Source organism: Nostoc sp. DSM 114167 (assembly GCF_052692655.1).
Map to the genome: position 1 here is coordinate 5,554,193 of NZ_CP195116.1, position 14,690 is coordinate 5,568,882.

Consider the following 14,690-nt stretch of genomic DNA (forward strand, 5'->3'; position numbering starts at 1 on the left):
TTCAAAATCAGTGTATGACGATTCAGCCCAAGGTGAAAGCGATGATTACAAAAAGCCTAAAAGCCTAAAAGCTTGCTAGATATGAAGTGCAATAAATTGAGCAGACATAGAGCGATGCCTGGGTTGGGCTACGCCTACGCTAATATTGATCGAGGATCGGCAAAAAAGTTACAAAAAAATGCGATCGTTTAAAAAAAAGTGTATTTTGACTCCTAAATTCTGACCGTGGCAATTTTAGATTCCAGATTTTCATTTAATCCAAAATCTAAAATCTAATACCAATTTAATGTGAAGTTCCATATATCTTGATCCCCCTAAATCCCCCTTAAAAAGGGGGACTTTGATAGATGTTTTTCCGGTTCCCCCCTTATTAAGGGGGACTTTGATAGATGTTTTTCCGGTTCCCCCCTTATTAAGGGGGGCTAGGGGGGATCGAATTATATGCAGCTTCATAAAAAATTGGTATAAAATCTAAAATTGGTTGACTCCTGCTGTATTTAATGCAAATTTCGAGACTGTGGTTGAATGGGAAGCGGAGAACGAGAAGGTACTTTATCCCGCCATAGGAGCAAAGGAATACAGAAAAATCCCAAAAGAATTACAACTCCAGCCATTATCCAAACCATTAACCTATTTGGTCTATAGTTCCCTGCTTCAATTTGCCAGAAAACTTGGTTGTATCGCCACGCAGCTAAGGCAATAGTCGAAATTCCAAAAATTACCAAAGCAATACCCAAATTTTCCGAGCTAGATAATGGACTTACCGGAGGTTCTTGTTGAGTAATAGTAATATTCAACTGGCGCAGAAATATACCAAATCGCGCGATCGCAAAACCAAAGCCAATCAATGCAATAGAAGTGCGTAACCAAGCCAGAAATGTCCGTTCGTTGGCTTGATGTTCCCTTTGACGGTCAATTTTCGGTATTTTATCCATAATGTAGCTGTCTGACGCCAAGTTCCTCTTTAAAAGTATTCGTAATATTGATGAAGTTTCGTAAAAGTCTAATCTAAAAGTGTCCTTAGATTTTGGGAAAACTCATTCTATATCTATAAAAATCTTTACTATGCTTGATGACAACGATTTTGCATTAGCTTCGGCTGTTGAAACTTCGGTTGTGGTGCTTGAGGAGCTATCTTTGCATCCTCAGCCAGAAGTTCGTGAGGCTGTAGCTAAAAATCCGAATACGCCTACTGAAGTGTTGCTGAAATTAGGTAAGGAGTTTCCAGACGCAATTACGGCGAACCCGATTTTCAATCTTTTGCTGCTGGAAAATCCTGAGAGTCATTTCGTTAGACTCTCTTTAGCGCGTAGCACAACAACTAGTGAAAGTGCGATCGCTCAGTTATCCAAAATCGAGGATAAGGAAATTCTTTGTGCTGTGGCTGGAAATCCAAAGACACCTCTTCACATCCTGGAACGACTTGTAGTAGAAGGCCCGCCTCTTTTCTGCGATCACGAAAATGCTGATGAATCTGATTTTGATGGACTCTTTACCGCGATCGCTCAAAATTTGAATACTTCTGAATCGTTATTGCTTCAACTAGCCGAGGATGGAAGCTGGAATATCAAAATAGCGATCGCTGAGAACCCCAAAACACCCTTATCCCTGCTCAATACGTTTGCAGATTGGAGAGGTTTACATAAAACAATTGCTCGAAATCCTCAAGCACCAAGCGCAATATTGGAAAAACTAGCGGGAGAAAATGAGAAAGAAATTCGCGATCTAGTCAAGAACCATCCAAATGTTTCCGAAACTGCGATCGCCATCATCAATTTTATCGAGGGAAAACCTGGAACATCCATCGACTTGCTAGAGCGGTTAGCCAGCGATCGACGAGTCTATATCCGGCGATTGGTTGCTTCCCATCCCTCAACCCCTGCAAAGGTTTTAGAAAAGCTCGCGCAGGATGATGAATATGCACCCTTCGATCAATATGTAGCCTTCAAAGCCGTAAACAATCCCAATGCAACCTCTACCGTTCTAGAATTTTTTGCAGAGTTCTTGGTTAAGCAACATCAGCGAGTCTCGTCATCGAATCAAATCTTCTATAAACAAAGTGCGCTTGAATTGGTGAGACGTTCTGACATTACTCCAAAAGTGTTAGAAAATCTGTTGCAGATGAATGAGTCTGAGGTAGTAAGGGCGATCGCATCATCTTTGAAAACACCACCTACTATGCTGCTTGCACTTATAGACTATCAAGCTAAATTTGTAAGCACTGATTTTTTCAGAAATCTCGCTAAAAACCCCAATACACCCTCAGATGGGCTAGAGAAGCTTTATCTAAAAATCAACCAAACGCAACATGCAAATACGATTGATGCTCTAGGCGCGATCGCTGCTCATCCCAATACCCCCGTCTATTTGGTAGAACAATTAGCAGTTCATGCCGACTACAGTATTCGGGCAAATGTAGCCACAAATATCAATACACCGATTTCAATTTTGGAGCGGTTAAGCAATGATTCGCAAGGCAGGGTTAGTAGGTTTGCTAAACAGGCGCTCAAGGAAAGAGCGTGATTTAAGTAACACTTATGTAAAAATTAACACATTATTGAAGATTCTGAGAAAATCCCAAGCGCTCGCGAGAATCTTTACAATAGTAAATAAGGTAAAGATATATATCAGAGTCAAAATCAATGGCACTATTCGGATTTGGCAAAAAAGCAGTTATGCCTACACCTGAAGAAGCTTTGTCAGGAAGGGCACAATCTATGTCAGTACCCGCCGCTCATTATGTCAATAAGAATCCATTAAAACCTCCTTTTCCCGATGGATTAGAGAAGGCAATTTTTGGCTTGGGCTGTTTTTGGGGTGCAGAACGCAAATTCTGGCAACTTAAAGGAGTTTACACCACCGCAGTCGGTTATGCTGCTGGGTTAACACCCAACCCCACTTATGAAGAGGTATGTAGTGGGCGAACCGGTCACAATGAAGTGGTGCTGGTTGTGTTCGATCCCAAAGTGATTAGTTATGCCGAACTGCTGAAAGTCTTTTGGGAAAGCCACAATCCCACCCAAGGGATGCGCCAAGGTAATGATACTGGCACTCAATACCGTTCGGGAATTTATGTATATTCCGAAAATCAAAAGCAGTTAGCAGAAGCATCGCGGGAAGCTTATCAACAAGCCCTCAACGATGCAGGTTATGGCAAGATTACCACAGAAATCTTGGATGCGCCGGAATTCTATTACGCTGAAGCTTACCATCAGCAATACCTGGCTAAAAATCCCAACGGGTATTGTGGTTTAGGCGGGACAAACGTATCTTGTCCCGTGGGTGTAGTTGAATCGCAAGTTAGTAGTTAGAAGAAAGCAGGGGAGCAGAGGGGCAGGGGAGACAAGGGGACAAGGGGACAAGGGGGAATAATTGAACAAGTCTCTTCCTTGTCTACCTTGTCTCTTCTCCATGCCCAATACCCAATGCCCAATACCCCACTAAAATACAGCTTTGAGTAAAGCGATCGCTCGCACCCATAACATAATACTAATGGGCGCTCCAAGTAGAATACCAGCGATCGCCCACCCTCTTTGATGGGCTTTGAATTGTTCAATACTGCGCCACTGCCTACTTTTCCAAGCCCATTCATTGCCTTTTGCACCAAGTGCGATCGCCATTATCCACCAGGCATTAGGTACAAAACAGAATAAACCATACCACACTTGATTCGGCCACATCCACAACCAAGGCATCAGAAAAGCACCCCAATTCCAACCGAGAATTTCCTCTGGAACTGTTTCATTCTGATTATTGATCCCACACCCAGAATTGTTGATTATTTCTTTTAGCGGCAAAAGCTGATTCTTATTTGGAGATTTGACAGTCAGTCCCGATTTGAGGGCATTCAGCGCAACGCTAGCACTAGTAAATCTTTGTTCGGGAGCGGGTTCTATCAACTTTTGTAGCCAACTGACAAAACTGGGACTGAGGTTAACTCGGTCTGTAAATTGTAGTCGCAAATCCTGCTGGGGTAAATCAGAGGGAGAAGTCCCAGTGAGCAAATGAATCAAAGTCGCTCCCAGTGCATATAAGTCTGAAGCCGCAACCGCCCGACCACCAAATTGTTCCATTGGGGCATAACCATAAGTACCGACAACGGTAAAAGTAGCGCCTTCTCTTGCCGCTTTATCTTGAACTGCGCCAAAATCAACTAAATAAATCTGATTATCTTCGCCCCAGATTAAATTGCTTGGTTTAATATCTCTATGCAACACTCCAGGATTCAATTCATGTAGATAGATAAGAATATTTAAAACCTCAACAGCAATTTTTCTGGCTCGCTTTTCACTAAACCTTTTGCCAACAGCAAGTTTATCCTTAAGCGACTCACCAGGGATATATTCTTGGATTAAGCCAAACCAAAGTGTGCGATCGTCGATACAAAAATAATCTATATATCGAGGGATGCGGGGATGATTTATTGTTTTAAGGATTTGTGCTTCCCTCTCAAAAAGTTTTAGGTCATCCCACTGTACAGTACCGCCAAAGGCCAAAAGTTTGACCACAACGGTCGAATTTTCGCCATCAGAGGCTTGTAAATCCAATGCTTGCCAAGTTTGACGAATTCCATTGTTGCCGAGTTGGCGCTGGATTTGATAACGATCTTGTAATATTTGTTCTGGTTGCAGCATCTGACACCTGCTGGCAATTTACGTTGATCTGATTCCCTTATATTCAAGGATAGTCATTATCTACAAAAACTGGGAGAGCCAGATAATTTATTGAAAGCAGTTGAAGATTCCAACTTTGAGGTTCTCTAGAACATTAGTGCGAATTATTGTTCGCATATACTATAAACATCATAGTAGAAAAGTCATGAAACAACGAAGTAGCAAGAGTTTCAGACTAGACTTTATTCTCAATAACTTAATATTAGTGACAATAAATCATGAGAGAATAGGGCTTTGGGCTAGGGGTATAGTAAGCGATCGCTCAATCAAGGAGATAACGGGAAAAGTCAGATTGAAGAATTTGCTCAAAATCAAAATAGACATCCAGGCATAATTATTGGTCGCTTACATTATGACAAATTAGTTCCCCATAAAAATTTGAGACAGTTACTCGTTAAAATTAGCCCCGTTTTAGGTGATTCTACAGATAATTTTTGCGATAGTAAGCTTGATATTCTTCAGACAGCAGAGGTTCCCACCAATCACGATGATTGAGATACCATTCAACTGTTAAACGTAAACCCTCAGCAATTGTTACTGAAGGCGTCCAACCAAGCTGAGTTTTAATTTTGTTCGCGTTAATTGCATATCTCCTGTCGTGTCCCTGTCTATCTTTGACAAAAGTAATCAACTGCTTGGCTGGATATACTGGTAAATCAGGTGCTAATTCATCCATCATTTGACATAAAAGTTGGACGAGGTTAATATTTTCCACCTCATTATTGCCACCAATATTGTACGTTTCTCCTGGTTGACCATGATTGATTACCACATCTAAAGCACGGCAATGATCGCCCACATAAAGCCAATCCCGGACATTTTTACCATCACCATAAACAGGTAATGGTTTCCCGATCAAAGTGTTGATACACATTAGGGGAATGAGCTTTTCAGGAAACTGATAAGGCCCGTAGTTATTAGAGCAATTTGTGATAATCGTTGGAAGTTGATAAGTATGATAATAAGCACGGACTAAATGATCGCTACCAGCTTTGGAAGCTGAATAGGGACTATTGGGAGCATAGGGTGTGGTTTCACAAAAAGCTGGGTCATCTGCACCCAGGCTACCGTAAACTTCATCAGTAGAAACGTGCAGGAAACGATAATCAGATGGTTGTGCTTTCGCTTCCCAATGTTGTCGAAAAGCTTCCAGCAGAGTGAAAGTTCCCACCACATTAGTTTGTACAAAAGCAGCTGGCCCAAGAATCGAACGATCGACATGAGATTCTGCGGCAAAATGGGCGATGGTATCAATATTTTCCGTTGATAATAGGTTGTCTATGGTGGTGCGATCGCAAATATCTCCCTGCACAAACCGAAAATTCTCTTTTCCCTCAAAGGGCGCCAAATTCAGACGATTTCCCGCGTAGGTAAGCGCATCCAACACCACCACGCGATCGCCTGGATAAACCTGACACCAATGATGGACAAAATTTGCCCCAATAAACCCCGCACCCCCAGTAACTAATAACCGCCGATTCATTCAATTTCCTCTCTTCTCTCTGTATTCTCAGTGTCTCAGCGGTAGCCTGCGGCAAGCCTCTACGCGTCTACGTTTCCATTACTTAAAATATTTCTTCCTCAACTTCCCGTATATCTTCTGAGCAAATAATTTCGCCATCCGTATTTTCGTCAAACTCTTAATATTAGATGGCTGTTGAATCTTGTGATCGAAAAACTCATTTAACTCATCCACAATAACTTGGAAACGCTTAATAATATTTTCAGTCCGATGCTCAACCAAAAAATCTTCAGATAAGTTAAAAACTACTGAAGATTCAATCACCTTCATAATCCGTTGGACATCATACTCTTGGGAATATCCAGCGATTTTATAACAATTAAATCCAGGATCTAAGTAATCAGCTAGTCCACCGTTGACACTAGAAAATACTTGACAGCCACAAGCGAGAGCTTCCATTGGTTGTAGACCAAATCCTTCACTAACGCGCTGTTGTGCCCAGTACTCAGCAGAATCATAGAGGTAAACCTTAGCTCGGTTGAATAGTCCAGGTAGATCCTCTATGTATGAGTCAACAACCAATACTTTACAACGTTTTTGCAACGCTGGAATCAATTCTTTAATTAAATATTCTGAAGACTTCCGAGCTTGAACTAAAACATCAATATCCCGTTCCAACCCTAAATTTTGAAACTCATCAGAGATTTGATTGGGCAAATAATAAATCAGAGAATTGGGTGATTTTTCTCCCCAATATCCCATTGTATAGCGGCTAACAGTTATGATTGGAATACTTGCAGGTAGCCTAAATGAATAACCTGGACTATGTGCATGGTAAACGATATTGTATTGCTTAAGTTTCGCCACGAGTTGAGGTATATCAAATCCCCAACTGATCGCAAAAATTACATCATTTAAATTTTTCTCTTTTAGCAAATCATCAATAAAAAGCTTATCTTTTTCCCTTTGACGGTAAGTTACAACATCAGCACTACAGAAATTCTGAGCTAGATTAAGTGCTTTTAACTCAGCCCAAAGACCACCACAGGCAAATTTGCTATCTGTACCGGGAAGTAAGAAGTAAAGTTTTCTCATAATTTTTTTAGGGCATTGGGTATTGGGCATTGGGAATTGGGAAAGAGGAGGCAGGGGTCAGAAGTTCTAAAATGTTTGAATACTTCGACTACGCTCAGTACAAGTTTTGAATTTTGAATTTTGAATTTTGAATTTTGAATTGATTTCTCCTCTACCCCTCTGCCCTTTTCATTCTTGCCAGCCTACTTTAACAAAATGTGCCTCACGCCCCCAAACATCGCGTGTACGAGTAATATTTTCAATTGCTAGGTTAAAAGGAATGGCAGTTGTTAGGTAACGCTGTGCCATAGAACCTAAATCAGGTGCGATTTCCGCGGCTGTCGTCGCTGCTAATCCTAAACCTATAAGTTGCTCAATTGGTCGAAATGGTAGCAACAGATGCACACCTACAGCTAGTCCAGCTGTTAAGAGCATTGCTACTGACAAATTTGTGCCACAACGGGGATGTACAGCCAAATCCCATTCTCCACTGGTGATGCGATGTCGAGCAAGTGCGATCGCACGCCGCAAATCACTAATATTTACTTCACCGTAGAGGTAAAATCCCCGATCGGTAGATAAACCGCCTAATAGTTCATTATCTAGTTGAACGTTAGTGGCTTGTCCTGTAGCAGGATAGGCGTTTTTTGATTCGCTAAGAACCCAAACCGTAGCATGTTCTAAAGCATGAACCTGCCGCAGCATCAAAATTTCTTTCAACCCTGGAATAAACGATAACTGTCTGAGTAAGTCGGCATCTTGTGTAGGTTGCGGAAAGTCTGAAAATCGATCTTCAAGACTCGGAACTTTCTCAGATACAGGTATCGTAAAACCAAAGTTAAAAAATTCAAAGGGAGACGAGCTACCCTGAAAAGAAGCGGAAGTATTCATTGGAACACTACTCCCAATGCCGATGGGGCAACATAGATTTCTTTCAAATGTAACGCTTGCACTACTGAATTGTTGCTAATTTTTGTAGATGATTGTTTTGTTAGGGTATGGGGCATGGGGCATTAGACCTCTTGGCATTTGTGCTTTTTGCACTCTTAGGGAAAAGGGTAAAGGTTAAAGGGGAAAGGGACTTTTGCAGTACCTTTTCCTCCGCCCCTTATCCCCAGAGGGGGCCCCACCTTCCCCCTGCCCCTTTCCCGACAAATGCCAAGAAGTCTATTGTAGATGCTTCTCCCTAGTCCCCAGTCCCTAATCCCCAGTCCTATATCTGTTCTGCTGAATTTGAGAAGGAATTCCGATCTTTTTAGTTTCCGAGTCCGAGGGTCAGCTGGCTCCACTTACATAAACTCCGGCTGAGTGAAGGACTCGGAACTTTTGGTAGAGTGTTCACACTGAAAACTTAGGCGTAAGGAGGGGAACAATCAGTAAAACTCAAAATTGGCTTGTAATTTACTAGACTAAAGCAATTAAGCTTCTACTAGTAAATTAGTTTATTCAATCTGGTTAGGCAGAGTACAGCAATTGACATCATTCAAACAGACTTTGCCCCACTGTAAAGCCCAGCGGACAAGGGCTACTCGATTATCTGTCTCAGTCTTGGTGAGAATATTACTGATATGGTTATCAACTGTACGCTTGCTAATCTCCAGTTTTGCTGCAATCTCTTGGTTAGTTAAGCCAGCGGCTACTAAGTCGATAATTTGCAGTTCTCTGTCTGACAGACTAACGGGGGTCTCAGACTTGCCACCAGCCATGACTATTTCTATCCTCCCTTGGTATATGTACTTAATCGCTCTTTCTAATTCTAGAAGATTCTTTTCTTGGTAGGGGTTTCAAGTGTTAGCAGTAATATGATTGTCAATATTTTCTTTGGATTTCAAGTTGCTAAAAATCTAAACCACGCTAAATCTCATGTAATAAATATAGCTTATTTTGATAAATATATTGTCTAAGCACTGATATAAAATAAGCGAGAATTAGAAGCACATACACGCTATATAAGTAGTAAAAATTGCTATTTAATTCTATGAAGGACTGGCGACAGATTAGCAAAAACTATTGTAGATTTTATACTGTAAATTCCTAATCCCAAATCGAAATCTAAAATTGAAAATGAGATGAGCAATCCTCGTGTTTTGTGCCTTGGTGAAATTTTGTTTGATTGTTTAGCCGATCAATTAGGGCTAAAGCTGGAAGAAGTGAAATCTTGGACTCCTTACCCAGGAGGGGCACCAGCTAATGTAGCCTGTGCTTTAGTCAAGCTGGGAATGTCAGCGGGATTTATCGGAGCTGTTGGCGAAGATGAACCAGGAAATGCACTGGTCAAGCTATTACAAGATGTAGGTGTAGAGACTACGGGAGTACAACGTCATCCCACAGCACCAACGCGGCAAGTTTATGTTACACGGGATCTGGCTGGCGATCGCACCTTTGCCGGATTTGGTCAGTACGATACCGCAGAATTTGCCGATACTCGCTTGCAAGCTAAACAATTGTCAGATTCGCTGTTTCAAGAAGCAGATTTTCTGGTTTTGGGTACTTTGGAATTAGCCTATCCTGAAAGTGAAGAGGCAATCAACCGCGCTTTAGAGTTAGCAGAACATTACGACTTAAAAATTGTGCTGGATGTTAACTGGCGTCCTGTATTTTGGAAAGAGCCAAACATCGCCCATCAAAAAATTCCAGAATTATTTAAGCGAGTTGATTTCCTCAAACTCTCCAAAGAAGAAGCTGAATGGCTATTTGAAACCGCAGATCCCGGAGCTATTACTTACCGTCTAGCTTCGATTGAGGGGGTACTGGTGACAGATGGGGAAAACGGCTGCACTTATTGTCTAGGTGAGAACGAAGGCAAATTACCCTCGTTTTCTATTCCTGTAGTTGATACAACTGGCGCAGGAGATAGCTTTTTAGCAGGATTCATCCACCAACTGAGTAAGTATGGTATCCACAGCTTGCGGGATGCAGAAACAGCAAAACGCATTGTCACTTATGCCAACGCTGTTGGAGCGCTGACTACTATTAAACCAGGTGCGATCGCTTCTCAACCTACTGCTGCTGAAGTCGAAGCTTTTCTCGCCACACATCAACTCTAGGAACTAGCATCAGCCACTGGGATATCAGCCTTTAGTAGCTGATACTCCAGACTAGAAAATGTAAAAAAATCTTCATGCCATTCTGCGGTCATATTAAACAATAAACGCAGTTGGATAAGTTTTGGTATTAGGTTAATGCATTCAATTTTTACTTTTAGAAGTTCTGAATTATCCTCAGTGTATAAGAGCAATGCACTCAGGTCAGATAGATTTTGAAATTCGTTAGTTAAATACAGCAGAATTCAGAATGGGCTACGCCCCGCTGCGCTAACAAGAGTAAAACACGCTTTCAGAACTTACGCACTCAGATCCCCCAACCCCCTTAAAAAGGGGGCTTTAGAGGTTCCCCCCTTTTTTAAGGGGGGTTAGGGGGGATCGGGGTTTCAGGCTTCAGTGCGTAAGTCCTAGCTTTATACCTGCGTAATAGACGAATCGTTGTGTACCTCACTTTCTTTGAAATCTGCTGTATAACAGTTCACCCGTTTGTAATTGATTAATTCGTTCAATTGTACAAACACGAAGGTGTCGCAGTCTATGCACAAAAAATATTAAATCTTTACACTTTTATTATTTGCATAAATAGTAATACTGATATCTATAAGTGAATAGAAAGTGTAAGTGAATAGAAAGCATAGATTAGCTTAAGGAATTGGTGAAGCATTATGAAAAACATCACAAAATGGCTTTTGGGCTTGGCGATTGTTCCTGCAAGTTTGGTATTGGCATCTAGCCATGTTAAAGCCAGTCAAATTGCTGGTGAGTGGTTCTTTGGTCTCTGGGATTGTAATATTGACGGTAGACCAGCGAAAATGCAGTGGAAAGTAGTTGATGACCCACAAACTAGTTGTAGTGGTAATGTTTGCTCTACTACTTCTGGTGTCCGTCTCGTCGGGCGGTTTAGTGATAATGGTAGTGCGTGGGTTCCTCTAGGAAAACGTTTTTCCAGCAGACAAAAACAGGATTTAGGTATTCGTTATTTAGGTGCAGAACAAGATAACTGGTATCTCAAATATAACAGTCGTACTAAAATAGCAGATGGTTGGACGACATGGCGGGGTAAGCGCTATCCACTACAATGTCGTAATCGCAGATAAACATTTGCTATGCAAAATATGTAAATAAGCGATCGCTAAGTTTGAGTACTAAACACGCCAGCGTTACATTTTTATAAGCTAGTACTTTAGTTTGTCTTAACTTGCTGCCACAGAGTATCAACAGTTACAAACTTATAACCTTGTTGTAGCAGTTGCGGAATGAGAATTTGAATTGTGGCAGCAACATCTTCTCCACCGCAAGCACCATCGTGCAAAACAATTATTGAACCATTTTTGACCTGCTGCATAATTCGTTGTACCACTGTGGTTACGCCTGGTCGCACCCAGTCTTCTGGCACAACGCTCCACATTACTGGGCGGTAATTCCACTGAGAAAACAATTTTAAAGTCGCAGGTGTAAAGAAACCATTAGGCGGGCGGACATCTCGCACTTGTTGAGGTTGCAGGTTGCAGGCTTTATAAATGGCAATTTGGGTTTTTTCTAAACTATCCTTCAGGTCATTTGGGGAAAGCATGGGAAAAGAGCGATGATCGTAGCCATGCAATCCGATCCAGTGTCCGCGATCGCTAACGGCTTTAGCAATAGCTGGTGAACGGTTGACGCAAACACCCAACCAAAAAAAACTTGCTGTAATCTTGTAACGGTCTAACACTGCCAAGACTTCGGGTGTGTATTGCGGGTGGGGGCCATCATCAAATGTGAGTGCGATCGTTTTAGAACCGGGATTTCCAGCCCAAAGGCAGTTGGGAAAACTCGGCTGGAGAATGCGGTAGAAAATTGGGAAGAGGGGAGCTAGCTGCATAAAGTTTTTTCTTTTTTCCGTAATCTTGCCTAACTAAACTGATTACTTAATATGTGGCTGTTAAGCGTGATTCGCACACTTAACAGTCTTATATCTAGAACTTACACGCTGTATAAATAGACAATTATATGAATTAGCCCTCCTTCTAATATTAAGAAGTTTTCCCTTGTTCCTATTTGCAAGTTGGAAATATAGTTTCCACTCACGATCTATTCCTGCCTAGTAGTTCGCTTTCCCCAAAATTGCGCTTGTGGAGGTCGGCGCTTGTGCAGGGGAGCAGAGGAGAGATTTGTACAAGTTCTTTCCCCCCTGCCCCTTTGCACCTCTGCCCAAGAGCTTGCCACCACGCAAAGTTTGTGTGGCGAAGCACTAGCTGACTCAACTTATTTTTTTAGTTATCAGATCGACAGGAAATATCGCAGTCATAAAAGTAGGTGGAAAAGAAAATTACAGCCTTATTCACATAATTGTCTTTTTGGCAAATTGTAAGTCCTGATATTAACAATTACTCTTTATTCAGGATAAACTCTCATGGCAATTAATTTTTCCGGAACTAATGGCAATGATGTTATCTTCGGCAGTAGTGACAACGATACCCTCAGAGGCTTGGATGGTGATGACAAACTATTTGGTGGTAATGGCGATGACTTCATTGATGGTGGCTTTGGTTTTGACACCATTGATGGTGGTGCTGGAACTGATACGACATCTTATGCTTTCTTCTCTGGTCCAATTGATGCCAATCTCTCCACTGGTGTAGTTAGGTTTCCGGGAAATTCTCCTCTCACCGATACCTTAGTCAGCATTGAGAATTTAATCGGTACAGCTGGCAACGATACGATTGTTGGTAATGATGCCAATAATGTTCTTAGCGGTGGAGCAGGTAATGACTTCATCGATGGTGGCTTTGGTTTTGACACCATTGATGGTGGTGCTGGAACTGATACCACATCTTACGCTTTCTTCTCTGGTCCAATTGATGCCAATCTCTCCACTGGTGTAGTTAGGTTTCCAGGAAATTCTCCTCTCACCGATACCTTAGTCAGCATTGAGAATTTAATCGGTACAGCTGGCAACGATACGATTGTTGGTAATGATGCCAATAATGTTCTCAGTGGTGGAGCGGGTAATGACTTCATTGATGGTGGCTTTGGTTTTGACACCATTGATGGTGGTGCTGGAACTGATACGACATCTTATGCTTTCTTCTCTGGTCCAATTGATGCCAATCTCTCCACTGGTGTAGTTAGGTTTCCGGGAAATTCTCCTCTCACCGATACCTTAGTCAGCATTGAGAATTTAATCGGTACAGCTGGCAACGATACGATTGTTGGTAATGATGCCAATAATGTTCTCAGTGGTGGAGCGGGTAATGACTTCATCGATGGTGGCTTTGGTTTTGACACCATTGATGGTGGTGCTGGAACTGATACCACATCTTACGCTTTCTTCTCTGGTCCAATTGATGCCAATCTCTCCACTGGTGTAGTTAGGTTTCCGGGAAATTCTCCTCTCACCGATACCTTAGTCAGCATTGAGAATTTAATCGGTACAGCTGGCAACGATACGATTGTTGGTAATGATGCCAATAATGTTCTTAGCGGTGGAGCAGGTAATGACTTCATCGATGGTGGCTTTGGTTTTGACACCATTGATGGTGGTGCTGGAACTGATACCACATCTTACGCTTTCTTCTCTGGTCCAATTGATGCCAATCTCTCCACTGGTGTAGTTAGGTTTCCGGGAAATTCTCCTCTCACCGATACCTTAGTCAGCATTGAGAATTTAATCGGTACAGCTGGCAACGATACGATTGTTGGTAATGATGCCAATAATGTTCTTAGCGGTGGAGCAGGTAATGACTTCATCGATGGTGGCTTTGGTTTTGACACCATTGATGGTGGTGCTGGAACTGATACCACATCTTACGCTTTCTTCTCTGGTCCAATTGATGCCAATCTCTCCACTGGTGTAGTTAGGTTTCCGGGAAATTCTCCTCTCACCGATACCTTAGTCAGCATTGAGAATTTAATCGGTACAGCTGGCAACGATACGATTGTTGGTAATGATGCCAATAATGTTCTCAGTGGTGGAGCGGGTAATGACTTCATCGTTGGTGGTTATGGCAGTGACGTACTCACAGGTGGTGCTGGTGCAGATAAGTTTGTCTTCAATAGCAAATTCGAGGGTATCGATATCATCAAAGACTTCGAGTGGAGAGAGGGTGACAAAATCCAGATTTCCAAGTCTGCATTTGGTGCTAGCTCTAACAACCAGTTCAGCTACAACAGCACTAATGGTGACTTATTCTTCGCAGGGTATCAATTCGCCACCATTGAGAACAAGCCTTCTGGCTTCTCAGTTAATCTAGACGTTGTGCTGGTATAAATATTTTCCTTTTATCCTATATCTTCCATACTTCGGTTAATTAACTTGAAAAAGGTAAGGATGCGATCGCATCCCTACCTTTTTTGGTTATCTTTAAGTTCAAACATCAGAGCGATCGCTTTGGTCTGTCAATGCTTTATTTTGTAACAAAATCTGTAACAGCAATGCTATTTTACCTAGTACTCGTC

At 41.9% G+C, this 14,690-nt stretch carries 12 protein-coding genes; 5 read left to right on the plus strand and 7 right to left on the minus strand.

Features of this window, described 5'->3' with window-relative positions; genetic code table 11:
* Positions 1-497: 497 nt before the first annotated feature.
* Positions 498-935: a YidH family protein gene (locus NSTC731_RS23675; RefSeq protein WP_445627061.1), complete on the minus strand. Its 438-nt coding sequence runs from the start codon at positions 933-935 to the stop codon at positions 498-500.
* A 130-nt stretch (positions 936-1,065) separates the two neighbouring features.
* On the opposite strand from NSTC731_RS23675, the gene NSTC731_RS23680 reads away from it, so the two are divergent.
* Positions 1,066-2,523 carry a hypothetical protein gene (locus NSTC731_RS23680; protein WP_445627062.1) on the plus strand — a complete coding sequence of 486 codons (1,458 nt, stop codon included), beginning with the start codon at positions 1,066-1,068 and terminating at the stop codon, positions 2,521-2,523.
* Between the two features lie 119 nt (positions 2,524-2,642).
* The gene (gene msrA, locus NSTC731_RS23685) at positions 2,643-3,311 is read left to right on the plus strand and encodes a peptide-methionine (S)-S-oxide reductase MsrA (protein ID WP_445627063.1); all 669 of its coding nucleotides are present in this window, start codon (positions 2,643-2,645) and stop codon (positions 3,309-3,311) included.
* A gap of 129 nt (positions 3,312-3,440) precedes the next feature.
* Here msrA and NSTC731_RS23690 read toward each other — a convergent pair whose 3' ends face one another.
* From NSTC731_RS23690 to pedR, 5 genes are all read right to left on the minus strand, one after another.
* On the minus strand, positions 3,441-4,634 hold the full coding sequence (locus NSTC731_RS23690; RefSeq protein WP_445627064.1) for a serine/threonine protein kinase: 1,194 nt from the start codon (positions 4,632-4,634) through the stop codon (positions 3,441-3,443).
* A gap of 460 nt (positions 4,635-5,094) precedes the next feature.
* Positions 5,095-6,156 carry a dTDP-glucose 4,6-dehydratase gene (gene rfbB, locus NSTC731_RS23695; protein ID WP_445627065.1) on the minus strand — a complete coding sequence of 354 codons (1,062 nt, stop codon included), beginning with the start codon at positions 6,154-6,156 and terminating at the stop codon, positions 5,095-5,097.
* Between the two features lie 78 nt (positions 6,157-6,234).
* On the minus strand, positions 6,235-7,230 hold the full coding sequence (locus tag NSTC731_RS23700; RefSeq protein WP_445627066.1) for a glycosyltransferase: 996 nt from the start codon (positions 7,228-7,230) through the stop codon (positions 6,235-6,237).
* 168 nt (positions 7,231-7,398) lie between these two features.
* Complete coding sequence (locus tag NSTC731_RS23705) at positions 7,399-8,100, minus strand: DUF6391 domain-containing protein (RefSeq protein ID WP_445627067.1); 702 nt, start codon at positions 8,098-8,100, stop codon at positions 7,399-7,401.
* Between the two features lie 551 nt (positions 8,101-8,651).
* A complete protein-coding gene (gene pedR, locus NSTC731_RS23710) occupies positions 8,652-8,915 on the minus strand; it encodes a photosynthetic electron transport-dependent transcriptional regulator PedR (RefSeq protein ID WP_292870113.1) in 264 nt (87 codons plus the stop codon).
* A gap of 363 nt (positions 8,916-9,278) precedes the next feature.
* Between pedR and NSTC731_RS23715 the strand changes: the two genes are divergently transcribed.
* Positions 9,279-10,256: a carbohydrate kinase family protein gene (locus NSTC731_RS23715; RefSeq protein WP_445627068.1), complete on the plus strand. Its 978-nt coding sequence runs from the start codon at positions 9,279-9,281 to the stop codon at positions 10,254-10,256.
* A gap of 662 nt (positions 10,257-10,918) precedes the next feature.
* The gene (locus tag NSTC731_RS23720; protein ID WP_445627069.1) at positions 10,919-11,350 is read left to right on the plus strand and encodes a DUF6006 family protein; all 432 of its coding nucleotides are present in this window, start codon (positions 10,919-10,921) and stop codon (positions 11,348-11,350) included.
* An 86-nt stretch (positions 11,351-11,436) separates the two neighbouring features.
* Here the strand turns inward: NSTC731_RS23720 and NSTC731_RS23725 are convergent, their stop codons facing one another.
* Entirely contained in the window at positions 11,437-12,114 is a 678-nt protein-coding gene (locus NSTC731_RS23725) for a polysaccharide deacetylase family protein (protein ID WP_445627070.1), read from the minus strand.
* A gap of 531 nt (positions 12,115-12,645) precedes the next feature.
* On the opposite strand from NSTC731_RS23725, the gene NSTC731_RS23730 reads away from it, so the two are divergent.
* A complete protein-coding gene (locus tag NSTC731_RS23730; protein WP_445627071.1) occupies positions 12,646-14,502 on the plus strand; it encodes a hypothetical protein in 1,857 nt (618 codons plus the stop codon).
* Positions 14,503-14,690 lie beyond the last annotated feature (188 nt).